The 21566-nt window shown below is 41.5% G+C and carries 40 protein-coding genes; 12 read left to right on the forward strand and 28 right to left on the reverse strand.

Annotated elements, in window-relative coordinates:
- Window position 1: 1 nt before the first annotated feature.
- From V2H77_RS11510 to V2H77_RS11645, 28 genes are all read right to left on the reverse strand, one after another.
- Window positions 2-496 carry a phage neck terminator protein gene (locus V2H77_RS11510; protein ID WP_341498883.1) on the reverse strand — a complete coding sequence of 165 codons (495 nt, stop codon included), beginning with the start codon at window positions 494-496 and terminating at the stop codon, window positions 2-4.
- The gene (locus tag V2H77_RS11515) at window positions 420-758 is read right to left on the reverse strand and encodes a hypothetical protein (RefSeq protein WP_322192464.1); all 339 of its coding nucleotides are present in this window, start codon (window positions 756-758) and stop codon (window positions 420-422) included. Before V2H77_RS11515 ends, V2H77_RS11510 begins: the two co-directional genes overlap by 77 nt.
- Window positions 748-1251, reverse strand: a complete 504-nt coding sequence (locus V2H77_RS11520; RefSeq protein ID WP_341498884.1) for a hypothetical protein — start codon at window positions 1249-1251, stop codon at window positions 748-750. Before V2H77_RS11520 ends, V2H77_RS11515 begins: the two co-directional genes overlap by 11 nt.
- The gene (locus V2H77_RS11525; protein WP_341498885.1) at window positions 1248-1610 is read right to left on the reverse strand and encodes a DUF4054 domain-containing protein; all 363 of its coding nucleotides are present in this window, start codon (window positions 1608-1610) and stop codon (window positions 1248-1250) included. Before V2H77_RS11525 ends, V2H77_RS11520 begins: the two co-directional genes overlap by 4 nt.
- Window positions 1611-1624: 14 nt before the next feature.
- On the reverse strand, window positions 1625-2596 hold the full coding sequence (locus V2H77_RS11530) for a major capsid family protein (RefSeq protein ID WP_341498886.1): 972 nt from the start codon (window positions 2594-2596) through the stop codon (window positions 1625-1627).
- On the reverse strand, window positions 2596-3084 hold the full coding sequence (locus V2H77_RS11535; RefSeq protein WP_341498887.1) for a structural cement protein Gp24: 489 nt from the start codon (window positions 3082-3084) through the stop codon (window positions 2596-2598). Before V2H77_RS11535 ends, V2H77_RS11530 begins: the two co-directional genes overlap by 1 nt.
- Window positions 3085-3086: 2 nt before the next feature.
- On the reverse strand, window positions 3087-4244 hold the full coding sequence (locus V2H77_RS11540) for a DUF2213 domain-containing protein (RefSeq protein ID WP_341498888.1): 1158 nt from the start codon (window positions 4242-4244) through the stop codon (window positions 3087-3089).
- Window positions 4245-4246: 2 nt separating this feature from the next.
- Entirely contained in the window at window positions 4247-5110 is an 864-nt protein-coding gene (locus V2H77_RS11545) for a phage head morphogenesis protein (RefSeq protein ID WP_341498889.1), read from the reverse strand.
- Window positions 5094-6392 carry a phage portal protein gene (locus tag V2H77_RS11550; RefSeq protein ID WP_322192481.1) on the reverse strand — a complete coding sequence of 433 codons (1299 nt, stop codon included), beginning with the start codon at window positions 6390-6392 and terminating at the stop codon, window positions 5094-5096. The genes V2H77_RS11545 and V2H77_RS11550 overlap by 17 nt, the downstream gene beginning before the upstream one ends.
- Complete coding sequence (locus tag V2H77_RS11555; protein ID WP_322192482.1) at window positions 6392-7621, reverse strand: PBSX family phage terminase large subunit; 1230 nt, start codon at window positions 7619-7621, stop codon at window positions 6392-6394. The genes V2H77_RS11550 and V2H77_RS11555 overlap by 1 nt, the downstream gene beginning before the upstream one ends.
- Complete coding sequence (locus V2H77_RS11560) at window positions 7618-8019, reverse strand: DNA-packaging protein (protein WP_341498890.1); 402 nt, start codon at window positions 8017-8019, stop codon at window positions 7618-7620. The genes V2H77_RS11555 and V2H77_RS11560 overlap by 4 nt, the downstream gene beginning before the upstream one ends.
- Window positions 8020-8196: 177 nt before the next feature.
- The gene (locus V2H77_RS11565) at window positions 8197-8397 is read right to left on the reverse strand and encodes a hypothetical protein (protein WP_341498891.1); all 201 of its coding nucleotides are present in this window, start codon (window positions 8395-8397) and stop codon (window positions 8197-8199) included.
- Window positions 8398-8407: 10 nt separating this feature from the next.
- A complete protein-coding gene (locus tag V2H77_RS11570) occupies window positions 8408-8851 on the reverse strand; it encodes a lysis protein (protein WP_341498892.1) in 444 nt (147 codons plus the stop codon).
- Between the two features lie 9 nt (window positions 8852-8860).
- Window positions 8861-9262 (reverse strand): structural protein, encoded by a 402-nt coding sequence (locus tag V2H77_RS11575; protein WP_341498927.1) that lies wholly within the window; start codon window positions 9260-9262, stop codon window positions 8861-8863.
- Window positions 9255-9590 (reverse strand): phage holin, lambda family, encoded by a 336-nt coding sequence (locus V2H77_RS11580; RefSeq protein ID WP_139655476.1) that lies wholly within the window; start codon window positions 9588-9590, stop codon window positions 9255-9257. The genes V2H77_RS11575 and V2H77_RS11580 overlap by 8 nt, the downstream gene beginning before the upstream one ends.
- A 184-nt stretch (window positions 9591-9774) precedes the next feature.
- Window positions 9775-10350 (reverse strand): hypothetical protein, encoded by a 576-nt coding sequence (locus V2H77_RS11585; RefSeq protein WP_341498893.1) that lies wholly within the window; start codon window positions 10348-10350, stop codon window positions 9775-9777.
- Window positions 10351-10364: 14 nt separating this feature from the next.
- The gene (locus V2H77_RS11590; protein WP_341498894.1) at window positions 10365-11285 is read right to left on the reverse strand and encodes a hypothetical protein; all 921 of its coding nucleotides are present in this window, start codon (window positions 11283-11285) and stop codon (window positions 10365-10367) included.
- Between the two features lie 493 nt (window positions 11286-11778).
- Window positions 11779-12165 (reverse strand): antiterminator Q family protein, encoded by a 387-nt coding sequence (locus V2H77_RS11595; protein WP_341498895.1) that lies wholly within the window; start codon window positions 12163-12165, stop codon window positions 11779-11781.
- On the reverse strand, window positions 12158-12373 hold the full coding sequence (locus V2H77_RS11600; RefSeq protein ID WP_341498896.1) for a hypothetical protein: 216 nt from the start codon (window positions 12371-12373) through the stop codon (window positions 12158-12160). The genes V2H77_RS11595 and V2H77_RS11600 overlap by 8 nt, the downstream gene beginning before the upstream one ends.
- Entirely contained in the window at window positions 12357-12956 is a 600-nt protein-coding gene (locus tag V2H77_RS11605) for a recombination protein NinG (protein WP_341498897.1), read from the reverse strand. Before V2H77_RS11605 ends, V2H77_RS11600 begins: the two co-directional genes overlap by 17 nt.
- The gene (locus tag V2H77_RS11610; protein WP_341498898.1) at window positions 12928-13116 is read right to left on the reverse strand and encodes a NinE family protein; all 189 of its coding nucleotides are present in this window, start codon (window positions 13114-13116) and stop codon (window positions 12928-12930) included. Before V2H77_RS11610 ends, V2H77_RS11605 begins: the two co-directional genes overlap by 29 nt.
- Window positions 13076-13297: a hypothetical protein gene (locus tag V2H77_RS11615; protein ID WP_341498928.1), complete on the reverse strand. Its 222-nt coding sequence runs from the start codon at window positions 13295-13297 to the stop codon at window positions 13076-13078. Before V2H77_RS11615 ends, V2H77_RS11610 begins: the two co-directional genes overlap by 41 nt.
- A complete protein-coding gene (locus tag V2H77_RS11620; RefSeq protein ID WP_132348801.1) occupies window positions 13294-13737 on the reverse strand; it encodes a YbcN family protein in 444 nt (147 codons plus the stop codon). Before V2H77_RS11620 ends, V2H77_RS11615 begins: the two co-directional genes overlap by 4 nt.
- A 378-nt stretch (window positions 13738-14115) precedes the next feature.
- On the reverse strand, window positions 14116-14298 hold the full coding sequence (locus V2H77_RS11625) for a DUF551 domain-containing protein (RefSeq protein WP_341498899.1): 183 nt from the start codon (window positions 14296-14298) through the stop codon (window positions 14116-14118).
- Window position 14299: 1 nt separating this feature from the next.
- Complete coding sequence (locus tag V2H77_RS11630) at window positions 14300-15706, reverse strand: replicative DNA helicase (RefSeq protein WP_341498900.1); 1407 nt, start codon at window positions 15704-15706, stop codon at window positions 14300-14302.
- On the reverse strand, window positions 15703-16512 hold the full coding sequence (locus tag V2H77_RS11635; RefSeq protein ID WP_341498901.1) for a replication protein: 810 nt from the start codon (window positions 16510-16512) through the stop codon (window positions 15703-15705). The genes V2H77_RS11630 and V2H77_RS11635 overlap by 4 nt, the downstream gene beginning before the upstream one ends.
- Window positions 16513-16617: 105 nt before the next feature.
- Entirely contained in the window at window positions 16618-16953 is a 336-nt protein-coding gene (locus V2H77_RS11640; RefSeq protein ID WP_341498902.1) for a CII family transcriptional regulator, read from the reverse strand.
- Between the two features lie 133 nt (window positions 16954-17086).
- Window positions 17087-17278: a Cro/CI family transcriptional regulator gene (locus tag V2H77_RS11645; RefSeq protein ID WP_341498903.1), complete on the reverse strand. Its 192-nt coding sequence runs from the start codon at window positions 17276-17278 to the stop codon at window positions 17087-17089.
- 105 nt (window positions 17279-17383) lie between these two features.
- Here V2H77_RS11645 and V2H77_RS23645 point away from each other — a divergent pair, with 105 nt between their 5' ends.
- From V2H77_RS23645 to V2H77_RS11705, 12 genes are all read left to right on the forward strand, one after another.
- Entirely contained in the window at window positions 17384-17854 is a 471-nt protein-coding gene (locus V2H77_RS23645) for a helix-turn-helix domain-containing protein (RefSeq protein ID WP_445935480.1), read from the forward strand.
- 74 nt (window positions 17855-17928) lie between these two features.
- Window positions 17929-18258 carry a hypothetical protein gene (locus tag V2H77_RS11655; protein ID WP_341498904.1) on the forward strand — a complete coding sequence of 110 codons (330 nt, stop codon included), beginning with the start codon at window positions 17929-17931 and terminating at the stop codon, window positions 18256-18258.
- Between the two features lie 12 nt (window positions 18259-18270).
- Window positions 18271-18747 (forward strand): hypothetical protein, encoded by a 477-nt coding sequence (locus tag V2H77_RS11660; RefSeq protein WP_341498905.1) that lies wholly within the window; start codon window positions 18271-18273, stop codon window positions 18745-18747.
- 665 nt (window positions 18748-19412) lie between these two features.
- Window positions 19413-19697, forward strand: a complete 285-nt coding sequence (locus V2H77_RS11665) for a hypothetical protein (protein WP_341498906.1) — start codon at window positions 19413-19415, stop codon at window positions 19695-19697.
- A gap of 19 nt (window positions 19698-19716) precedes the next feature.
- Complete coding sequence (locus V2H77_RS11670; protein ID WP_341498907.1) at window positions 19717-19986, forward strand: hypothetical protein; 270 nt, start codon at window positions 19717-19719, stop codon at window positions 19984-19986.
- A 141-nt stretch (window positions 19987-20127) separates the two neighbouring features.
- On the forward strand, window positions 20128-20289 hold the full coding sequence (locus tag V2H77_RS11675) for a hypothetical protein (protein WP_341498908.1): 162 nt from the start codon (window positions 20128-20130) through the stop codon (window positions 20287-20289).
- A gap of 3 nt (window positions 20290-20292) precedes the next feature.
- Window positions 20293-20499, forward strand: coding sequence for a hypothetical protein (locus V2H77_RS11680; protein WP_341498909.1), 207 nt, complete (start codon window positions 20293-20295; stop codon window positions 20497-20499).
- A gap of 4 nt (window positions 20500-20503) precedes the next feature.
- The gene (locus V2H77_RS11685; RefSeq protein ID WP_341498910.1) at window positions 20504-20737 is read left to right on the forward strand and encodes a hypothetical protein; all 234 of its coding nucleotides are present in this window, start codon (window positions 20504-20506) and stop codon (window positions 20735-20737) included.
- Window position 20738: 1 nt separating this feature from the next.
- Entirely contained in the window at window positions 20739-20882 is a 144-nt protein-coding gene (locus V2H77_RS11690) for a hypothetical protein (protein WP_341498911.1), read from the forward strand.
- 41 nt (window positions 20883-20923) lie between these two features.
- A complete protein-coding gene (locus V2H77_RS11695) occupies window positions 20924-21049 on the forward strand; it encodes a hypothetical protein (protein WP_341498912.1) in 126 nt (41 codons plus the stop codon).
- 3 nt (window positions 21050-21052) lie between these two features.
- Window positions 21053-21310: a hypothetical protein gene (locus tag V2H77_RS11700; RefSeq protein WP_341498913.1), complete on the forward strand. Its 258-nt coding sequence runs from the start codon at window positions 21053-21055 to the stop codon at window positions 21308-21310.
- Between the two features lies 1 nt (window position 21311).
- Window positions 21312-21566, forward strand: a complete 255-nt coding sequence (locus V2H77_RS11705) for a hypothetical protein (RefSeq protein ID WP_341498914.1) — start codon at window positions 21312-21314, stop codon at window positions 21564-21566.

A 21566-nucleotide genomic window follows, 5' to 3' on the forward strand; every position in this document is an offset into this window, starting at 1 on the left:
GCTAATCCTTATGTACTGTAATATCAACCGTTTTCGCCTGATATAGCGGCGTTTCAATACGATGAATATGAGAGAGTGTTAAGTCAATTTGTGCCCGTTGCTCTTTGCCACCAGCAATGGCTGTTGGCAGGTTGCGAATTTGGGATTTTCTGACTAGCCCAACACCGATACGTGTTAACAGGGATTGCGCGTAACTGGTGCTCAGAACGCTAGCCAGTTTTTCGATTATCAGATATGAGTTTTTGCCAAAGGCGTTGACAGAGATAAGCGTTTCGCGGGTGAGAGTGATAATTTCGACTTCTTTCTTAGCATTGAACTTATATTCTTCACCCATCAATTCCGATGTGACCCGATTGACAGTGATAAACGAGGTCATATCAGACACATCTGTTTCACCGTCACTATCCAAGACCTGAGACTCAGGTAATTTCAAAACCGTCGCTATCGTCTGTCTGACTGCCCTCATATCGAGTTGCGAGAGAGTCGTAGTATCCATAATCATTCCAACGTGCATTGCTAATAATGCGCCAGCGGTGGCCGTTCCATGAGAAAAGATCCTTGGCTTTCACTTCTTCTTGGGTCATCACCCTGACTGTCGGGTTATAGCGATCACCTTCTGGCAGAATTTGGAGATCTTCCGCTCCCGCTGGCTGAACGATACAAACAAGCACCTGGCTTTGACCGTCAGATGTTTTGAACTCCAGTTCTTGCCGAAAGAAATCATCGTCGAAAATTTCATTAACAAAATCATCCTTCATCTCGTACCTCATACGTTATTGCAGCTAAGAGATTTCCGGTATCATGAAGTGGTGTCATCTTTCTGCCCTCTTTTGCTTTTGCTGACTTATTTTTCCGCCTTCTGGCTGCTTTTGTAGCTTCGCTTAAAGGTGGGCTTATCCCTGCCTCTATCTTTTTGCCAATCTCCCCAACAAGATTTTGACCAACCATTATTAACGGCATGGTTACGTTACCGTCAGTTGTTAATGCTTCTTTTAGTTTTCTTGACAAGAAGTCAGCGGCCTTCTCTTTATTTTCGTTCAAAGTAGAACGCAAAAAAGAACGCTCTGGGATATGCCCTGGAACACCGAACTCATGAGCCGCCGCAATAGTGGCATTACTCAATCCATCTTTGCGGGCGTGGTTAGCTGACGCAGGCACGCCGACAACCACCTTCTTTTTACCTAAAGCCCTGATTCTAGCCTCCAGAGCCTTAAGCCCTGCCCCTTTGAAATTGCCAGAGTTCTTAATCATCGCACCACCAGCATATGCCGAGAGACCAATTTACGCAGGCGCAAATACTCTTGTCCGTAAGAACTGGATGCATAACCATCATGATTAGTACTAAAGCCCGCGTCAGGCGCAGAATAGCCGATGGAAATCCCACCAGCCGATTTACTTGTCGCTATTTGTACGGGCTTTCCGTTGCTGTTACCGCTGCGGGTTAATGCTCCAGAGACATAGAGAAGGTGGGCGGCAAGAGCCTGTCGCCCCTGCTCATAGAGTTTGCCCCACACTTTGCTACTCATCTGATTAGCAGCATCTTGCAGAGCTATTTCTATGCGATTTTTGTCAACTTTGGCAAATTCAGGGTAACGTTCGATAAATTCCATGCTACCCCCTGCGGTTACTGTGGTGGTGAGGATTTGTAATCGACATAAACAGCGGACTGCGGTTGTTTCCACATTGCGCCGCCGAATGCCGAACGATACCCGCACTCGTAGGTCAGCAGGTCGCGCGCACGAACCGCAAGTAGCTCAGGCATGTGTACTTCCATTTCAACATAATCTGCTTCGTAGGTGTAAACCGCCAGGCGGGTTTTGCCGTTTTTAATTCCAACAGCGTAATTGCTTGGGATTTTCACGAACGTGATGCTGAACTTTTCGTTCCCGGAAGCTTTGCGCAGTGCCGCCATGATGCGATCCATCGCCGCAATGGGCAGTAAATCAGTACCGACAACAATCGGGTTCGGATCGAACTTTTGCATAGCAAGCATAAAATCGCTTGCGTCCATTGCGATGTGCGTCGGCTGGATGCGGTAGCTGGATTTACGCCACGCGACGTTATAGGCATTAAGCACAAGTTTAACAAATTCGTCAGACGTCATGTCCTCAATTGTTTTGTTGGTGCTGTCTGTGATCACCTGGACTTTGGAACCCGTTAGCAACCCTTCCTGCCCTTTCACGACTTCATGACCGACATAACCCGCATACTGGATAGTTGCCAGCGCGTTGGCGTACAAATCATCCTGTTTTTTGGTTTTCAGGTTGATGTTGAGTCGGGCGATCTTTTCCAGTTCCTGTTGCGTCCATGTTGCGGTTTTGGCCCACTGACCGACCGGCGCTTTCAGCCATTCAATTTCTGAATCGATGGTTTTCAGGCTGTTGGTCTTGTTGCCGACGATACCGTCTTTGACTGAGCCAACAACGTTAGATACGCCAAAATCCACAAATTCAAGTGCGAAATCCAGTCCCTCTTTAACCGGGAGGGCTTCCCCAATGTTGATTTCCGGTAACTCTTTTTCCTGCAACTGCATATCGCGTTCTGTCAGTGCTTCCTGTAGCACTTCTTCGAAATCTGCGGTTTCCATAGCCATCATTACTCTCCTGTCTTCTGTGCGTTCTGAATGTAACCGAGAGTGATAGCTACGCAGTGATTACCCGCGCTAACTTCTTCAACCCAGTAGCCCAAATCAATATTGCCTTTCGCTGTGTTGGTTACTTTGCCCGCGTCTTTGCCTGTTGCAACGATGTAAGCCTTGTCACCACGGGTGAATGTATCTTTTTCAACAGCCAACGCTCCCACGCAATCGCCGTGCGAGAAATGCCCTACGTTGACGTGTTTGTTGTGGGGTGATTTATCACCGTAGATATCACGAACCACAATACCGTGAATAACATCAGTTACTGATGCGATTGGCTTTACGCCGCCCTCTGAATTCACCGCAACGAAAGTACCGTACAACAAATCTGTATCAGTGCGGTTTTCTTCACCCCAAACTTTATCGTCTGAGCTTGATGCGCGTCTGATAGATCCGGGCTTAAACGTGCCAGTTCCGGCATCCCAATCTGTAAAACCAAATGCCATAATTATTTACCCCCTAAACGTTGAGATGCTGATTTCTTAGCTTTTGGTGCTGAGTCATTTAGCAAGTGAAATCCGATATTGCTGCGCGGCTTAGATGTGGCTTGTACCGCAGCATAAGCCGCACGAATTTCATCATCGGACATAACCTTGACTTGCGAGTCATTGAATGCACCGCAATTGAGCAAAACACGAGAGCGAACATCACGCGCGGATTTAGCATCGTTGAAGTTCACTTTGGGAAAGCGTGCTTTCGCATCGTTCAAAGTAGTCTCGGTATCTTGTGAACTTTTCAGTTTTTCCAGTTCTTCTTTAAGCGCCTGATTTTCTGCTTTCAGTTGCTCGTTCTCGGCTTCAAGTGCTGCGATACGGGCGTCTTTGTCATCGCCACCAGCAGGATCGGGATCGGCATCATTGGGAGGCGGTGCTCCAGCCCCTTTTGACTGCTCAAGCTGAGCTTTAAGCTCTTCAAGTTGCGCCACAACTTCTTGGGCTTTTGCTGTGGCCTCTGGTGTTGCGTTGCCCTCCAGCTCTTGCAATGTTTTCTCCAGTGCTGTAATCATGCCAATTAATTCTTCCTCAGTTAGAGGTTGCCCATCGGCATCGTTAGCTCGCTTACCTTTGAGCAACGCAATGACATCTTTCAATGAGAGTTTCTTCATTGGTCTACCTTTTTTATCGTTTAATCTACAATCAGCGCCTTTGCGCCCTTCCGCTACAACGGCAGTGTGATTGCCGAGGATGTTGATTTGATATAACTCGCCGTTTTTCTCGACTATTTCCGCAGGTTCATAACCGACTGAAAGTTCTCGAATACCTTTCTCTTCCAGCACCTCAATAGCCGCTGCATCTTTGATATAAGCATCACAAACGATGTACTCACCGTCCGCTCTAACATTCTGGATGTGACCAATAGTTTTATCCTTCCACTCATCAGCATTAACCTCGCCCCTATCTGGATGGGTTAGCGTCAACGTCATGCCTTCAAATGATTTCAGTGTTTCAGGTTTGGAAAGTTCTTCGATAGTGCGGTGAATGGTGATCTTTTTGTTGATATCTTTGCCGGTTAACCCGACTTCATGCCCGTAATATTCAACCGGACCTGCACGGGTAATCGTCGCAGGGGTCACAACATACCCCTGCGGAGTTTTTTTCCATGCCATAATTAATCCCAAGATATTTTCGGAAGAGCTATGCAGCGACATTGATAGTCGTCACCGGGCTTACCCTCAAATGCCCCAATGCTTTTACGCTTCTTCCAGGTCTTCCCCTCATCATCTGAATAAACTGTAGGGTCTGAGTATTTGCATGTCATATTGTTCAATACGAAATGACTGTCACGCTCTCGCTCATCACCCGCGCCGCCCCAATCGTACAAGTCAATACCAAGCGCTTTTTGCCGCTGCTCTGTCAGTGCCGAATTCAGTTTTGCCGTCTGATCACGAGCAATAAGCTTTGCTCGGCTTTCTGTTACTTGCCCGCGCTCACGAATGAGAGAAACAAGGTTTTCGTGACGTCCGCCATCAAACAGATTCGTGAATACTTTAGAGCCGATATCATTGATAAAATCAGTCTGTATCGACTTGATTAAATCAACGTTTTCTTTCACAGAATCATCAATCTGTTTTTTCACAACTTCATCACCGAGCATCCCAGTTAAATCAATGCCAAACGCCGATTTGTATGTCGATTGCGTCTGTGACTTGTTTTGCTCATTCGCACGCTTGACCATGCCGAATGACAAGCGTCTCGCCATATCGAGAATGGACATGTTCGCCAGTTTCTGAATTGCTCGTGAAAGTCTTGAAGTGATTGAAAGTGATGGGGTGTTGGGTGCGTCGTTTAAAATTGGCTTTTGCAAGTCATCTATCACAACACCCTGCATCATCTTAATAAATTCGATGAGCCTGTCGCGATACCAGACCTCAGTTCTCTTGCTAGGAGTAGGGGGACGCATTAGCCGATTGCGAGCCTTCAAACGCCCCTGCTTGTTCTCCAGCATTTGTTTCAGACTAATACCACTGTCCATTATTTACTCCAGCCATAGCTTCTATTTCCTCATTAGTCACAGTAGTCAGCACGCCCCGCGCCTGCATTTCACGTAATGCAATATCTTCTGTAACAACGCCAGATTGAACTAAAGAAGTAAATCCTGTTGCATACTGCGAAAAGCGAGCCGCTTCGTCAGCTTCGTTGATGCTGTCAATGGACGGGTATTCGTAGCTGATTGTGTCTATGCTGACGGCGAGTTTGTCGAGAATGAACTGATCAACAAAGTCCTGCATTGGCCGCAACCGCGTTTCTTGTAACCCGTTTGTTGTTTCGTAATACGATTTATTATCTTCTTCACCAGAGTTAAACCCGCTAGCAGACTGCCCGAACAAAATATTGATAGGTCTGTCAAGCGCTCCGGCCAGAACATTAGCTATCTTTGTGATCACATCAGAGAGACCGGAGAACTGAGCAGTTTTTTGCTCATAGCGACTTTGCATCGTGCTATCGCCGGCATCCATTAACATTAGGCCAGTTGACGATTTAGTTTGCTTCATCACGCGAGCATATTCGATAACTTGTGCTTCTTGCCCCGCATCAATCTGATTGTTTAGACCCGGAAGGAAAATAACATCGACATTGGCCTCCTGGATTGTGTCACCGGTACTGATGATTGCTGTGTCAAATATTTTGATAGCGTTATATGGCGCTTGCAGATCTGAGGTCCCAAATTTAGTCGCATCCTTCAGACTATGTTTACCCAGTTTTGTGCGATGACAGCGCGAGTGATGAAACTTAAGCTGCTCACTACCGATATCAAGCTGATATGTATGTGGCTGTCCGAAGTGCGGTGATGCAATATCCGAGATAACATCACTAGCTGGCGTGTACTCTCCCTTTCTCAATACCAAGAACTTAATGATGTCTTCTGACTGGAGATTAAGCGGCTCACTAATCATCTCATCAGAACAGTCAGTTATTGCAACAATTAACGAATCTCCCAGTAATGACGCCCAAGTTAGCGCGTCACGGAATATCTTGTAGACGCCTAATACTGTTTCTGCGTCTTTGATGCGTTGAACAAGAGAGCCATCAATATCACCGGAAAATTCGCGGGGTAGTTTCAACATATCATCGGCTGTCTTATCTATGTACTTTTTCACCACCCATGAGTTTTTGTACATAGCGAGCAACTCTTTGTCGGGGATATCCCTTTTCTCATTGCTCGCATATTTGATTGCAGCCACCCGTTCGCCAAGTGATGTCATCATACTGTGCAGGCCATCAGTCAGGCGGCCTATAAATGTTTTCTTTGCCATTACATGATGTCCCATACTGTTGTGCGACTCTTGATATATCCGTCCAATCCATACCTGACCGCATCCCAGCAGTGGTTATGCGCATCCGCAATGACGGGAAGTATCTCACCGGTGATGCGATCTGTTTTGTAGGAATAGAGTCGGGCTTCTTTTGCTGTCTCTTTGCAACGGGGGTGAATGATGATCTGCTTAAAGCCCCGCAGATACGTGATGCCATCCTCTACGCTACCTTGCCACTTCTTAGCGGCGGAGATATTGAAACCTTGTCGCTTGAGGTAACTGATAGTCTCCGGTCTGGCTGAATCAGCCTTGATAGGCCATTTGCGAGACTCTGGCACTTGGTCATAGAACGTGGGCATATGGTCGAGTTCCACCCCAACGCCGTGCGCCTCATATTCGATATACAGGCAGTTATCTAGAATGAACATGCGAAGCAGCGTGCTGGGGTCTTTGGCAAAACCGAAGTCGCCACCAAGCAGTAACCTGTCCGCCTGTTGCCAAAGGTTATCGGGGAATTCCTTGATAACGTATTTATTCGCCAGCACTTGCTTATCAGAGTTCTCCAGATAGGCACCTTCCCATATCCAAGCGTAACTGGCGGCATCCAGTCTTGCTCGATCGTTTACTCGTTCTTGTTCCAGTACATCAGGAAACCACGGGTTATCGCCGTAATTCATTTCAACAATGCAAGAATTATCCGGTGGCGTTTTGCGAAAGCGCTCATCAGTCGGGCTGCCGTTAATTTCAGGGTTCCACGTTACCCAAATCTCTGAGCCTTCTTCACGCACGGTTGGGATTAATTTTCTCCATGCCGTTTCAGAAACTGATTCCGCCTCATCAATCCACGCTATCAAGATACGGGCCTTTGATTTGATGCTGTCTAAATTATGGCGTAGACCACAGAACACATAGTTGACTAACCTATTCTTTGTGCGAATGTATTTTTCGCCAATATCAAAGTAATCATCCAGCCATTGAACGGAGCGGATCGCTTGCTTGACTTCCTCCATTGATGACTCTTCGAGAGAGTTCATAAACTCGCGAGCGCACAAAATAACCCCGCTGGTACCAGATTCAGCGGCTTGATAAGCTCTAACCGCACTCATCATTGCAAATGTTCGAGTTTTAGCGCTGCCCCTGCCACCGTGCGCACCGCGGTAACGGACATTTTCTTTTGTAAACACAGGTACGAGTTTTGCGGGAATCGGCAGGTCAACTGCTACCGTCATTGTTTTGGCTCGACTCCAACGAGCCTGATAGTAGTTGGATTTTGAGACATAGAACCATCCGGGGAACGGTGATCGATTTCTTGTTTATCTGAGTAGCCATGATTAGCCAGCATCAGCTTAGTGATTGTGGCATTAAATTCACCCACCAGTCCCTTGTTAATCAACTTGCTTTCTTGTAACGCCAAAATCCCTTCTAACGTGTCCGAAAACTCACTTGATTGTTTTGCATATTCGTAGACAGTAGAGCGTGCAATACCCAAATAACACGCCAAACCTGCCACGCTTGGAATAACAGCTTCGTGCTCAACATAACCACCGTATAGATATTCCTTTGCCCTATAAATCAACTCATCGTTTAGTTTACTAGGGCAACCAACCTGATTTGTTTGTTGTCCCATCTCTTTCCCTTAAATAAAATTTAGAATTTCCTTCTAAAAAGTCGGTATCCGCCCGCCGGGCGCCCACAATGAAATCACTACTATCGAGCACTCTGTCAGCAGAATGCTCTGGATTAGCTACTAGTCTTCATTGGTTAGCAACCGTAGAGATATGTCTATTGTTGATTCATGCAAATATCAAACTAAATTGTTAATGACAATAGGCTTTGGCCGCCAGTCTTTCCACTCAATCATCGTCATTTGTGTCGAATTGCTCGCTTCTATGCTGCTACGAAGTTGATCTATGGCATCAAAAATTTGCTTACACTTACTGTCAATATCATCGTTGCCCGAATTGAAAGATAAACATACTGCTTTTTGACCAAATGTTTTCAGCATAATTCCCCCATCATTGACACTGGTTTTTGATGTAGTCCTGCAAGTATTTGGTTTGCTGCTCGTTCTCAACAATCATTCTTCGCAGATCGAAATAATCTTGTTCAGTTGCCGGGTCAAGTCGTGGGGTGGCTGCATTGACCATGCCGCGGGTGGAACTGGCTTCGCCTTGATGACAGGTGGCCGCGATACGCAACCGGCGACGACCAGCGGCAACATCATTGCGAAGGCCATCAATTTCAGATTTCGCATGAGCAAGTTCCTTTGTATGCTGATTATCCAGTTCAGACAGGCGCTTTATCCTCTCTTGCTGATTAACGATTTCATTCTGTTGCTCTAGTAATGCATTCTGTAGCTTAATGCTCTTATCAAGCTGGTCTGTATATTTACTCCGATAGTGATAAGCAATAAGACAGACAAGCGCTATGAGCAGGAACCATTGAGAGTTAAACTTCATAATATCGCTCTACAAAAGTGAAAAGGCTTTATCAATAACCGAATCGCTATAAGGTTGATTACCATTTTCCATGGTAATAATGGATTTAATCAGCTTTGCCATGAATACTTTATTAAATACATCAACAACCTGATCACCAGTCACTTCCGTGTCTTTGCATACGTGGTTAATATAGGCATCAGTATTATTTTCATTATGGGGAGCCCATCGTGAAATGATACCTTTCACTGTTTTAAGGCCATGTTTTCGATTGTAATTATACAAAATTTTAATCATTGCCCGAATACCATATTCAGGACTGACAAACTGACAGAAAGATTGGTCGGTACGTTGTGATTCCGGTACCAAGCCTTGCCAATCATCACCCCAACGAATGTTGCCAGGGTTGTTATTGCGAATACCTCTACTGATTTGCATCTGATACTCCCGCTTTACGATTCAAAGTCCCGCGCATCAACTGGCCGAAAAAGTCAGTCCCCAAATAACCAATAATGACACTGCCGATGTAGGCTAAGTCGGTACTTAAATTTAAGAAGACGAGCAAGTCACGAATGAACCACGCAATCAAAGCACACATCATCGCGTCAATAATCGTCTTCCAGAACTTACCGCCGTTATAGCGACCTCTGAGATAAGCCATTGTGGCCGCCAGTGCCGCACCTATACCCTGTTCTTTGACTGACAGCAGCCATAACCATAGTTGCATCCATATATCAGGCTGTTTATCCATGAGTTTCATATCCACCCCCATAAAATGGGCGTCCGTGGGGGTGAGCTATGTTCGCCCCTGTGAGTAAGTTAAAAGTTAGTGAGAGATACCATCTGCAACACGCAGGATGTGCTAAGAGTGATTTCAGTGGTAAATACGAAATAACCAGCACTTGGCTGGTTATTGTAATAATGATTTTAGATTATAATCTAAACTAAATATCACTTTGATGTATTCTAACAGCAAGAAAATATAAACCTAACAAAGTAGTAGTTACAATATTTAATAACACAAAAAAATAAACAAAAACAAAAATAACTTTTAGTGCAGTCAAGCTCCACAATGAAGATATGCCCGCAACCCAAACGGCAAGGTTTTGCCCAACCAAAGATGTTATTAATCCAATACTAAATAATGCAAAACTTACAAGAGCTAAATAACCAAATAGATAACAAATAAAACGACGTCTCGTTAGCTTCACTGACGACATCTTTCCACGAAAACTCTCTTTTAATGTAGGTGGTGTTCCCGCCATTACATCATCAATTGTGGTATTCCCAAAGGTCGATACAGCCGCCAAAGCTGCAATATAAAAACCTATTAGAACTTGTAGTAAACCATTTACTTGTGAAATCAGACCATTATTCCCAATCAACTTGAATTGATTAGGTAGGTAGCAATATACTATTGTGATAAATATAGCACCAAAGAGCGGGAGATATAGATCGTACCATTTTTTCTCCTCATGCTTTATTTTCAAATAGTTAAGTGGCGATAAAAGCTTCATCATTTATCCCTCGCTACTCACAAAAGACCCTTCATCTTTTGTTCTAGATCTTTATGAATATTTTCTTCACATTGATTAATACCATCTGGAAGAATCACTTTTTCACTTTTTGTAAAAAGTTTAGTAGCGGCATCTTCATTTCTATCTAATTCTAAACTAGACTGCTTCCCATCTTTACTATAACTTATAGAAACCTTGTTATAATCTTCTTTGAAACCCTTCCTGCGGAATATGTCCAGTAAGCGACTTCTATCCTTGGTTGAAGGTTGTTTTACTACTTTAAATTTAACAACCCTTTCTATTAGCTCAGTGTAAGCGGTTTTATCCAGTCCTCCCTTCCTCTTAGTGCTAACAAGCCTAACATTATGAATTTTACCACCTTGTAAAGCATCTATGATTGTCTGAGAACCATGCGAAAATATTTCTAACCTAGGTCTAAGTTTACATTTAGCTCGAGTAGCAGGGTTTACAAACTCTGAACCCTCGAATGCATCTTTCAAAACCGCATTCATAAATGGCTCAATGACTGACTTGCTTATTCCAGGAACACTTTCAACCAAGGTTTTAAAATGATCGACCGTATTCGCGGATGGAGTAGTTGAAATGACCACATGTGAAGATACGGCAATACCTTCTCCATCTAACTTAGGCTCTACTCGCAAAGTTCCTGTTGCCAGATTTGCAAAAACCGGGTCAGAAGCATTTTGATCACATAACTGTACTAAAAATGTAGCGTTAGTATCCCCAGAAACGTATCTGGATTTTGATATGCGAATTACCCTTGTTCCTTTATTGTAGGTTTTTACTGCCCTTCCTTGCTGCACTAAGTTATCAACTCTGGCAAGAATGTCAGTAATTAGAATATCTGGTGCCTCTATATGCGTAGGCTTAAAACAAAAATCAAACGTCAGAACCCATCTTTCTAAGTTTGAAAGCACAATAGTCAGCCTCTTAAGATAAATTTATATGATAAATCTACTATTAATATTTAGGTGCCAACAAGTCCGTACTTCAAACAAATTGATCTATACTCCATTTAGATACGAATTAACTGTATGCAAACACAGTATCATTCGCATAGCCGACTGAAAAGAAGATTTTACCTATCAATGCAAGTGTCAACACATAAGCGTGGACTATGAACAAGCCCGGATTCAGTTCCGGGTAATCCTCGTCGTATAAACAAAAAGGCCATGCTATGCACAGCCTGGAAATGATGCGGTGTGGTGGCTGGCGCTGTTGCGACTTAGTGCATCAGCCTGCACATTCACCACGAATTTTAATTTTGAGCTACCGAGTAATCCTCAGTAGTTGAAATTGAATACCAAAAACCCGCATATTTGGCGGGTTTTAGCTGGATAAGTCAGGTGACATAGCTATCACTCTTATCATAATATTCAGTTTTTTACGTACGTAAACTCTTTTATTAAATTAGGCTGCAATTTTTTGAACATATTTATCCATTTCCAGTTCTACATCTAGCATCATCAACATCCCTTCAACAACACCCTCCGCCTTTTGTAATTTTTTACCGATATGACCGTCAGAGCATTTATGCTCATAAGCTAGTTGAATAAATGTTTTACCAAACACATAGTAGTCAAATAACAAATCATGGATATCGCTATTCTTTTGATTCAGCTTTGCCATGCAGCTAGAAATAACAATAGCGTCATCTTCGCAGCATTGCGTGCGAGATTTAACTTTACTGGGAATTAGCCCTTTAAATCCTGCTGCAATTGACGACCAATAGACATCCTCCCTATTATCAGCCACCCATGCCCCCCAGCGCTCTAAAACTAACTGAATATCACGCATTATCTATCTCCGGCAATACTGTTGCAATACGACAATCGTAACGAGTGCTATAAGCTTTACGTAGACGACTCTCTTTATTTATTCCGACTTCTTGTCTGACTGTGAGAGTTCCATTTCGTTTTTGAGTGATAACATGATGATGCTTTGTTTGCTGTCGTAAGAATCTCGCTTCTTCAATTGCTGCCGATATATCAGTGAAGATTGTCATTGCTTAATCTCCTGAGTTTTGCCCGATACTCATCACAAATACGTTCGTAATCTTCACGCCGCCATTTCATTAGCGGCTTTGGCATCATTAGAGCATCAAACCTTTCTTGACCAATTTTCTCAATCAACCGGGGTTTATAGTTAATTATATTTCCCGATAAATAGTTATTACATGCAGAGCATTGTTTATGCGTATTATCTTCATCAAATCTCAATTCTGGATGAGCCTTAGTTGTTCGATAATGTCCCGCATGATATTGTCCCTTATGAAATCTCCCACAGCTAATACACGGAAGGTCTTTATCTCTTTCTCTGATAAATGCATTAAATGTTTGCTGTGCCTGATTTCTGAAATATGAGATGTGCTTGACTGCTAATCGACGGGCTTTGAGTTTATCTTTCTTTTCTACTAATTCTTGTCGTTGTTTCTTTTTGAGTGCCCGCTCTGCTTTTTCTTTGTCTCTATTATACAATTGTTGTGATAATTTTTCTCCACATTCTGGACTACAATAATATTGATGCTCAAACTTTGGTATTAACCAAGCACCACATATTTTACATTTCCTTCTCGCTGGCTTTTTCATTTCTATTTCTCCTCCGATCCCATCGTGCACGCAATAGTTCATAAACGTAATCAAACGTTTTAACTTCGGACTCTGTAGGAATTGGCTTTGATTTATTAGACGGGACTTTATAGATTAGATTATTGATGACTCGTTGAGTCTGTGATGTTTGTTGACTCATTTAATTTCACCATATCTTTCTTTATTTTCCTGATAGCATTCAGCGCCCTTTTACCCCGCTTAAGTTGCCATAGTGTATAAATACAAAGTATTCTCGCAGCACACGCGAGCCACACAAGACCACAAACAAATGTTGCTACGATGCCAGCAAAAGCATAGAAATAGAGTATCCAATCATTCATCTATCTTGCTCCTGTTTTAATTTCATATACTGTGAATTATTTGGAATAGTCACTAAACACCCAATATCTAGCGCCCATTTCTCTACTTGCGTCATGAAATAGAACATTTCACCTGTATCTAATTTCGAAGTCTTTCTGAGTATTCTTACTCGTTCCGGCGACTGAGTATTTAAATCAATAATATCTATTGCTTCATAACCCAAGAATGTATGCTTAAGGGCTTCTTTAACTTCCTCCGGCGTTAATTTAGAATTATGTAAATTCAAATAACGACTTATTTCACCGCACCACATATGAAATGTAGAATTCTGTGGAATCGATCTGATATCTTTCCACGGCTTTATGATAATTCGATGTGGCTGTTTCGTTTGAAGTGTTTCTTTCAATATTTCCCATGCCTGAGATTTATTTGATTCATGAAAACAAAAATCAGCTTCCATTTATCCCCCCTTTCACTTTCTTGATATCGTTCTCAAGATACAATGTTTGGCTTCTTGCGCTCCTCAGTCTAGCTTTTGTATTTTTCTCTTCCTGCGCCAATTTGTCACAAGATGATCTGAGTGTATCCCGCTGTTTTAATAGCTCATCAATCTCGCGTACAACACGCTCACCGTCGTACGCACATCGCAGAACAAAATCAAATACATCAATATTGCAGCGACATTGATTACACGTTAGAACACGGAGCTGTTCGTTAACTGTTATTGCAGAATGTTTACATCGTGATTGTTCGGAAGTTTTAGATGTGACTGTAGTGTTAATGCTGGGTTTGTTGTCACTATTGAATTTGATAGCTATAACGTTATCTGTATTTTCTGTCATAATTCCTCCGGTGGGTTTGGGAGTGGCATCCAATGCGTGACTTTCCGAATGATGTACCATTTATCCTTAAAATAATCTTCAATATGGACCATATCCATCGATTCGATATCTGAAAACCAAACTAAAACAGAGTCATCTACTAATTCCGGCAGCCGCTCACTACATTTAATCCAGTTCATCTCAAAAATCCTTCTTGTAAGGTTTGCGGGGCTTGTCTTCGTTGCGATTGGCTCGTCGCTCACCTTCAATCTGATCAATAGGGAAGAGACAAAGCCCCTTTTGCTCAACATAAGTCGTTCCTGCTTTGCCGTGGCGATTTAATCTAACAATTAACTCTGTAAGTGTTCGGTCTGCATGTTTGTGAAAAACAGAGTCACGATGAACACCCAGCCAGTAGTCACAATCTTGTTCGATTTGCCCGGTATCTCTGCTATCCGCAGGGACGGGCCGCTTATCTGCTCGTTCTTCAAGCTTCCTGTTTAGTTGAGTCAGCAATACAACTACCGTATCCAATTCTTTCGCCAGGCTCTTTAACCCTTTTGTGATATTGCCATAAGCAAGATCATTCCGGTCAGCTTTCTCTGCTTTCATCAAAGTGAGATAATCAACACCGATAAAACCAATTTTCCCTGCTTTACGTTTTAGCTTCCTGGACTCAGATTGGATATGTGCCAATGACATTGCGGGGGTGTCGTTGATCCAGATATTCGGGTGTTCTTTGAGTTCTCCGATAGCTTTACTGACAAGTGACCACTCATAATCATCAATTTCACCTCCATAAAATGCGTCACCCGATACATTTGACTTCTGGCTGATCATCCGCTCAACAATCTGTTCATCTGTCATTTCCATGCTGAACAGCGCAACTGGTAAACCATCGTTAGCCACGTTTTTTGCTATTTCTGATAAAACTGTCGTTTTACCCATTTTTGGTCTGGCTCCGATAACAAACAGAGATCCATTCACTATGTGACGAGGAGATAACATTTCATCAAGATGCTTAATGCCTGTTTTCAATCCAGAATATAATTCAGGGTCATTAAACCGGGCTTCAACTTTCTCAAACCACCTATCAATAACATCATCGATTCTGACCAGTCCGCTCTTAGATCCGGTTTTAGCATGATCTGCTGCTTCCGTGATTAATACCTGTGCTGCCTCCAATTTCTCTACCGCTGTCATTCCGTTACGGGAATAAAATAATTCGGAGATCTGGTTAGCTTTGCGAATAGCAAACCGCTCGATTGCTCTTTCATGAACAACTTTGGCATACCCAACAATATTAGCCACACTTGGCGTATTTTTACTCAATTCGGCCAGATAAGCAAAACCACCAACTTGATCCAATGTTGAATTGGATTCCAGGCTGTCAGAAACAGTAATCAGGTCTACAGTCTGCTTACGCCGATTCATGTCACTCATGCGTTCAAAAATCGTCTGATGTGGTCTGCTGTAGAACGACTCGGTCTTAAGTGTTGAGAATACTGTCTGTGAATTATCACTCTGTGAGTCAATCAGTAGAGAACCCAAAACACTTTGTTCAGCTTCGATATTGTGTGGCATAACGGATAAATCTAAATCGGTCATAACGCCCCCTCTCGCGTTTTTGTCAGTGTGTCCGGCCTTAGCAGATAATCAAAATTGGCTCTCCAGCCTGAATCGTTTTCACCAAAATAAAATGGCTTCGCAGTAGCGACAAAAGCTTCAAAATACTTCGTCGCTGCCTCAACTGTCTGATGGTTTAACTCACCCCACAGTTTTTTTATTGCCCGTTTTCGTTTTTCATTCAGGCTCTCAGCATTGGGTAACCTATCTCCGATAGCTTCGTTGTATGCCTCCATAATTTCCAAGTACGGAATTTTTAGATTTTTAGATTTAACCGGCCTAATTTCACTAAGCCCCGAATGGGGGTTAGGGGGTATGTCTTTATTGTCTTTTGTAATAGTGTCTTTTGTGTGTCCCTGTTTTGGTGACATCCCTGTCACGGTTTTAGTGACACTTTTTGTCACTGTTTTGGTGACAATGACACTATTTTGGTGACACTCTGGAATTTCCCATTCTGATAGATTCTTATTCGGTCCAATTAATTGACCTTCTTTTATTAACACTTTCATAGCGATAAGCTCATTTTTAGCTTTGTTTACTTTCTGCCTAGGCAGTCTTGTTAACTCAGCTATTTGACTGTCAGCAATCCGATCCATCTTCTTGTTGAAACCGTAAGTTTTTCGGCAAACCGCGTGAGCTACTTTGGCTTGATTCCGTGTCAGATTTGCCCCGATCAATTCCTCGTAAAGCTCATTTGCCAAGCGTGTGTACCCATCATCAACATCAGCCACTTTGACAACCTCCCTAACTTGGGATGTTGGAAAATTAATTACTTCCGCTGTATTCATGTGACCTCCTTTTCAGCTTGATTTATCTTGTGAAATCGCCGTTTTCTTGACATGATATAGACCTATTAGTGGTATATAGGGGAAATGAGAGCTCCCCTGTTTGATTCATATTGATATTTCGATTTGATTAGAAGCCTCAGTGGCAACTGAGGTTTTTCTTTTCGGGTATCTGATAAGCTCTAAAGCAGCTAGTAGCGCTTTAGCATCTTCCCCGGTCATAACAACTTCCTGTTCTGGAATTTCGAATTCAATCGCAACTAAGAATCGAGCCATCTTCTCAATAAAACTGATGTCGTCGATCCGTTGCGGTCGTTGCCAACGCGCAATTTGAGACTCATGAAACCCAATAATTTCAGCGACATTGCGTGCACCTTTCAGCACCAGTTTTTTAATTAACTTGCTTTCCATTTCGCGAAACTTGCGTTCCGTTGCAGTATCCATATGTTAAATTCCTTAAATAAAATAAGTTAATAGCCTTGAAATAAGGCCGCTCCCCGTTTGCAGGGAATCCCTACTACGTAAGCAGGGCACTGGCGGATTGTTAAAGAGCATGCGAGCCAACTCGCGCGGTTATTTATTTACTTACTTGGTTTGGAAACGGCTTAATTTCTTCGGCCTTCACTCTGCCATCCGGGAGCTGAATAACGTAAATACTCCTCCCCATGCGTAGTGCTTTGCTTACTGCTGTTTGGTGACAACCGATCTCATCCGCTGCCTTTGCTTGCCCTTTTTCAAGCACATATTCTGATAATGGGATTGTTCTCACTTTTATTTCTCCTTGTAACCCACGAGACAATAATACTTGCGGTATTATCAAATTGCAATACTTGCGGTATTTTCAATTTAATAACTACGGTATTAAAATTAGGGAATGGATAAGAAAAAATCTTTGACTCAAGAGCAGTTAGATGACTGCATGAGACTAAAATCAATTTACGAATCTAAGAAAAAATTATTACATCTTAGTCAGCAAGCTATTGCTGATATAACTGATATGACTCAGGGAGCGGTAGGCCACTACTTGAACGGTAGAAATGCACTTAATGCAAAAGCGGCATCATCATTTGCAAGGATATTAAATGTTTCTGTTTGCGATTTCAGTCCTTCTTTAGCTGCTGAAATCACTGAATTGTCAACGAATATTGTTGATAATAATGAAAAAAAAGAGTTAACAAAAACAGCTAGATACTTAACGCCAGAGCAAGAAGAATTGCTTGATGTCTATGATGGACTGCCGAACGAAGAAGCACAGAAATTTTTGCGTGAGATGAAAGCCAAGAAAGCACATTTTGATGCAATCTTCGCCGAAATGCTGGAAAAGAGGGGCAGTAAAGCAGGTTAACTATATAAATTTCAAGTGCAAATATTAACGTGTGAAATTGTTACATTTGTCATATTTTTAATAAAGGAATGGAGATGAGCGACAAAAAGCATAAAAAAAATGAAGCTAAAGATTTTAAGCCCTATGTAGATACAGATAACTTAATATCTATGAAGGATTTTTTTGACTATCTAGAAGACAAAGAAGTTAGTTCCATATGCCCCGCATGTGGTAAACCGACTATGTCTGGGGTTGTTTCTGTTGAGAAAGGTCAATCGCTAATATTAAATGCGATGTCCAAAGATGCATCAAAAATCTTAGCACATGAATGTGTCGGTAGAATTTGCCTATCATGTGGAAATATTCAACTATTCTGGACAAACTCTATAAGATCTTGGATGAAAAATCATAAAGATAACGATTAAGGTGTCATTATAGTGAATGATAATCAATTAGCTACCGTATACAGCATCATAGATGCCAAGCCAATAGCGTATAATGCAGCTCCAATTATTGAACTTGCTGATCAAAACAAAAGTGTTATTATCGAAAATAGCGGCAATGTTAGCCATAGAGAGGTAGATGTGGATGCTCGCATGGAAAAACTAGAGAAACGAGTTGACTCTATTGAGTCTACCTTGTCTCGCCTAAATGAAACAATGCTTAAGCTTGATAGTAAGATTGACTTGCAGACATCTAAATTGGAGTCAGCGATAGCTTTACAATCAAACAAGCTTGAATCAGCACTAGCCTTGCAAAGCGCTGAATTGAAATCAACTATTGAAAATCAGAAAGTTTCCTTTGATGGAAAATTGAAGGATATGCGCTTAAGTATAATCCTTTGGATCTTGGGCCTACCTAGTTTGTTCTTCGCAATTTATAAAATTTATGAAGTTCTCAGTATCAAACAATAATTAGCCCTCCCTTGAGGGCTTTTTTACCCCCTTCTCTCGCCCAATCACTCTCAAACTCAAGCCAAGTTCCCCGTTCTGAAAATTTTTTTTAAAATAAATTATCTTAAAAATCAAAGTGATATTAATTTATCGAAATTTTTAATACTTGCGGTATTGATTTTTAATAATACCGCAAGTATTATTAGCTTCATCAAAGGCACACAGACAAGCGAACAGGCAAGGAAAGCCCACGAAGTAGCTGCTACCGGCGCATGAAGAGGTAGATGATTCGCAAGTGCTAAAAAACAAAGCAGTACCAGTAATACCAAATAACACTAAGTAATACCGCTCTTTAACAATATGACGATAGTAATTAGCAGTTAGTAATTAGATCGTCAAACGGAATCGCTCTGAATAAGTGTTAGAGCAACCCATTAACCACAGTAGGTTTTGGGATTGGTGAATGTGCGGGCTGACGCACGGGCTGAGTGGGCCGGATGGTCGTTGGAAAAGACAGGCTGTAAGACAAGTTGCGTAAATACCCGGCAAGCCGTAACGACCAATAAACCTGATGAAAATATTAACACGTATCCCTCGTTTAGAGGTGGCAACTAACATCATGCATAGTCCAAGTAAGAGATCAGCACTTACCACCAATCACCAAAACTTATTTAAAGGGGGTAAATATGGCTAATGAAAATCGTCAAATCCTCACATTAAGAGGGTTGATTGAAAGGCAACCATCGATTGCGGTCAAATCTAAAAAAGACAATGCAAAGTCTCGCAGATTGGCAAAGCAAATGGCGTTTTGGGATAAAAAACGTGCTGAGCACGAAGCAAAACCAAAAAGCCGCTCAGTTAATGAAATTGATGTACTGGCAAATCTGATTATTACTTTAAAGAGTAACGATAAGCCTGAATTTTCCGGCAGTCGTTGCTTACATAATACATGGCTCTATTCAGTCAGATAATTAATATGAGAGTGTGAATGTGGAAATAGTCAAATCAAAACGAGTCATTATTAAGTATCGCGCAGCGGACCAAGTTTCTCGAACAAATAACTCATTAGCGGGCTGTTATTCATATTATGCAAATGGGCAAGATGCACTTGATAGCGGCATGTTTTGTGAAAAGTTAATTCTACCGTACTGGGGAGATGAAAGAATAACTGACTTCGTAGGAAAGCAGTTTGTTATCAAAAACAGGGATGAGTTAACTCCAGATGAACAGTATATTGCCGCGGGATGCGCCAGACCGTGACATAATATTGCCAATTAACTAATTACAGCTCATTTATATTTCGAGTGGGCTGTGGTGAGTTATTTACTTCGCCACACTGGGAATAATAGGGAATTATCAGCAAGGATGCTACTTATTAAATTAATAACAAGGCTTATGAAAATGTACGAAGTTGAAATTATCTATCTCTCAATTAACAGTCAAGCGACAACACTGTGGGTTGAAGCCAATAATGACGATGAAGCAAAACGCGAAGTCGAATTATTAAAAGGTATATTTGATGAAGTTAATGTTGAATTCAGATTAACGGGTGTGAAGAAATAAACTATGAAAACTGAAATCAGGCTATCACAAAGCGAATTCAATCAAGTTATTAAATATTTAAGTGGCCGCAGAGAATTTACTTTTGATATGCATCAGGCAACTTATAGAGATGACATGATAGCTCTTCATCACTTTTTTGAAGATATTCTATGTGATTTCGGACTCGATTTGCCCGATCATCACATTAACATAGAAATAGAAGGTAAATAATAAAATGGTAAAAATACTAGAAACTTATAGTTTTGAAATATTATGTAAAGATGTACAAATTACGTCTTCTGAAATGGGAGGAATCTCAGTTGAGATATTTGATTTAAACGAAGATGATTTACAAAGAATGATTAATGAATTTGATTGCGAGGATATATTAAAAATAATTGATGAGGAAGATATTGTTAATTATTTAGAGGCCAAGGGTTACGTCGTAATTAAACGAGATGAAGAATAACATGACTAAACACGCGCACGCTGAATTAATGTTGCAATATGCACAAGATGCTTTAAAAACTAATGAACCGTGGAAGCTTTGGGAAACCGGAAACGGCAAGGATTGGTATGACTTGAATGATAAAATAAACAGGGGTGAGTTTTAATAATATGGAGTAAAAGCCAGCGGAGGGCATGGAAGTATATTATGAAAATCAACAAACAATTTTTTAATTTAGCTCAGTCTAAAGCAAGAATCGCTTTCAAAATAGAAAGTCAAATTGACTGGGCTATAGCAATGCAATATCTGAGATTAAGCTATGAATATGATTAAAGAATGGCTCTTCGCTATGTTATATCCCGCTTTTTTAATTATCTTCGCAACATTGATTTTAATATTTATGAGGTAATTATGCTTAAGATTTATTGTGACTCTTTTAAAGTTAATTACTCTAATAGAGCAAATGAAATAGAAATGGCTGGGAATATTACTATACAAGGAAATTACGAAGAAGTACTTAATTCAACCAGCCTTTCTTTCAGTGAAATAAAGGAATATTTCGAAAATAGGGGTTATAAAATCGAGGCTTTATAATATGAACCCATACGCTGCTTATGATGAGATTGAAGAAAAGAGGCTGGAAGATGAGCACTACAAGGAAGTAATATTGGAGCAACAAGGCATGGATGCTGAAATAATTTACAATAAACTCCCGGAATCCACTAAAATCTTTTCGGATATAACAAATAAATATTTCGGCAATATATTTGAAGATAACATTGAAGCAATGAATTTGCTTAATGACTTCTTATATTCTGCGTGTTTATTAGTAGTAAAGCAAAAGGGGTAA

The organism is Photorhabdus sp. P32, assembly GCF_038085095.1.
Taxonomy (GTDB): domain Bacteria; phylum Pseudomonadota; class Gammaproteobacteria; order Enterobacterales; family Enterobacteriaceae; genus Photorhabdus; species Photorhabdus luminescens.

Bases quoted from the DNA above. Each gene is read 5' to 3' on its own strand.
- V2H77_RS11515 (WP_322192464.1), bottom strand. From the start codon at position 758: ATGAAGGATGATTTTGTTAATGAAATTTTCGACGATGATTTCTTTCGG.
- V2H77_RS11555 (WP_322192482.1), bottom strand. From the start codon at position 7,621: ATGACGGTAGCAGTTGACCTGCCGATTCCCGCAAAACTCGTACCTGTG.
- V2H77_RS11585 (WP_341498893.1), bottom strand. From the start codon at position 10,350: ATGATGAAGCTTTTATCGCCACTTAACTATTTGAAAATAAAGCATGAG.
- V2H77_RS11630 (WP_341498900.1), bottom strand. From the start codon at position 15,706: ATGACCGATTTAGATTTATCCGTTATGCCACACAATATCGAAGCTGAA.
- V2H77_RS11595 (WP_341498895.1), bottom strand. From the start codon at position 12,165: ATGCGTGATATTCAGTTAGTTTTAGAGCGCTGGGGGGCATGGGTGGCT.
- V2H77_RS11665 (WP_341498906.1), top strand. From the start codon at position 19,413: ATGGCTAATGAAAATCGTCAAATCCTCACATTAAGAGGGTTGATTGAA.
- V2H77_RS11545 (WP_341498889.1), bottom strand. From the start codon at position 5,110: ATGGACAGTGGTATTAGTCTGAAACAAATGCTGGAGAACAAGCAGGGG.
- V2H77_RS11705 (WP_341498914.1), top strand. From the start codon at position 21,312: ATGAACCCATACGCTGCTTATGATGAGATTGAAGAAAAGAGGCTGGAA.
- V2H77_RS11615 (WP_341498928.1), bottom strand. From the start codon at position 13,297: ATGAATGATTGGATACTCTATTTCTATGCTTTTGCTGGCATCGTAGCA.
- V2H77_RS11700 (WP_341498913.1), top strand. From the start codon at position 21,053: ATGGCTCTTCGCTATGTTATATCCCGCTTTTTTAATTATCTTCGCAAC.
- V2H77_RS11525 (WP_341498885.1), bottom strand. From the start codon at position 1,610: ATGGAATTTATCGAACGTTACCCTGAATTTGCCAAAGTTGACAAAAAT.
- V2H77_RS11605 (WP_341498897.1), bottom strand. From the start codon at position 12,956: ATGAAAAAGCCAGCGAGAAGGAAATGTAAAATATGTGGTGCTTGGTTA.
- V2H77_RS11695 (WP_341498912.1), top strand. From the start codon at position 20,924: ATGAAAATCAACAAACAATTTTTTAATTTAGCTCAGTCTAAAGCAAGA.
- V2H77_RS11550 (WP_322192481.1), bottom strand. From the start codon at position 6,392: ATGGCAAAGAAAACATTTATAGGCCGCCTGACTGATGGCCTGCACAGT.
- V2H77_RS11580 (WP_139655476.1), bottom strand. From the start codon at position 9,590: ATGAAACTCATGGATAAACAGCCTGATATATGGATGCAACTATGGTTA.
- V2H77_RS11510 (WP_341498883.1), bottom strand. From the start codon at position 496: ATGGATACTACGACTCTCTCGCAACTCGATATGAGGGCAGTCAGACAG.
- V2H77_RS11680 (WP_341498909.1), top strand. From the start codon at position 20,293: ATGAAAACTGAAATCAGGCTATCACAAAGCGAATTCAATCAAGTTATT.
- V2H77_RS11600 (WP_341498896.1), bottom strand. From the start codon at position 12,373: ATGACAATCTTCACTGATATATCGGCAGCAATTGAAGAAGCGAGATTC.
- V2H77_RS11640 (WP_341498902.1), bottom strand. From the start codon at position 16,953: ATGGATACTGCAACGGAACGCAAGTTTCGCGAAATGGAAAGCAAGTTA.
- V2H77_RS11655 (WP_341498904.1), top strand. From the start codon at position 17,929: ATGAGCGACAAAAAGCATAAAAAAAATGAAGCTAAAGATTTTAAGCCC.
- V2H77_RS11560 (WP_341498890.1), bottom strand. From the start codon at position 8,019: ATGGGACAACAAACAAATCAGGTTGGTTGCCCTAGTAAACTAAACGAT.
- V2H77_RS11520 (WP_341498884.1), bottom strand. From the start codon at position 1,251: ATGATTAAGAACTCTGGCAATTTCAAAGGGGCAGGGCTTAAGGCTCTG.
- V2H77_RS11565 (WP_341498891.1), bottom strand. From the start codon at position 8,397: ATGCTGAAAACATTTGGTCAAAAAGCAGTATGTTTATCTTTCAATTCG.
- V2H77_RS11675 (WP_341498908.1), top strand. From the start codon at position 20,128: ATGTACGAAGTTGAAATTATCTATCTCTCAATTAACAGTCAAGCGACA.
- V2H77_RS11620 (WP_132348801.1), bottom strand. From the start codon at position 13,737: ATGGAAGCTGATTTTTGTTTTCATGAATCAAATAAATCTCAGGCATGG.
- V2H77_RS11635 (WP_341498901.1), bottom strand. From the start codon at position 16,512: ATGAATACAGCGGAAGTAATTAATTTTCCAACATCCCAAGTTAGGGAG.
- V2H77_RS11570 (WP_341498892.1), bottom strand. From the start codon at position 8,851: ATGAAGTTTAACTCTCAATGGTTCCTGCTCATAGCGCTTGTCTGTCTT.
- V2H77_RS11690 (WP_341498911.1), top strand. From the start codon at position 20,739: ATGACTAAACACGCGCACGCTGAATTAATGTTGCAATATGCACAAGAT.
- V2H77_RS11610 (WP_341498898.1), bottom strand. From the start codon at position 13,116: ATGAGTCAACAAACATCACAGACTCAACGAGTCATCAATAATCTAATC.
- V2H77_RS11540 (WP_341498888.1), bottom strand. From the start codon at position 4,244: ATGGCATGGAAAAAAACTCCGCAGGGGTATGTTGTGACCCCTGCGACG.
- V2H77_RS11625 (WP_341498899.1), bottom strand. From the start codon at position 14,298: ATGAACTGGATTAAATGTAGTGAGCGGCTGCCGGAATTAGTAGATGAC.
- V2H77_RS11685 (WP_341498910.1), top strand. From the start codon at position 20,504: ATGGTAAAAATACTAGAAACTTATAGTTTTGAAATATTATGTAAAGAT.
- V2H77_RS11530 (WP_341498886.1), bottom strand. From the start codon at position 2,596: ATGATGGCTATGGAAACCGCAGATTTCGAAGAAGTGCTACAGGAAGCA.
- V2H77_RS23645 (WP_445935480.1), top strand. From the start codon at position 17,384: ATGGATAAGAAAAAATCTTTGACTCAAGAGCAGTTAGATGACTGCATG.
- V2H77_RS11535 (WP_341498887.1), bottom strand. From the start codon at position 3,084: ATGGCATTTGGTTTTACAGATTGGGATGCCGGAACTGGCACGTTTAAG.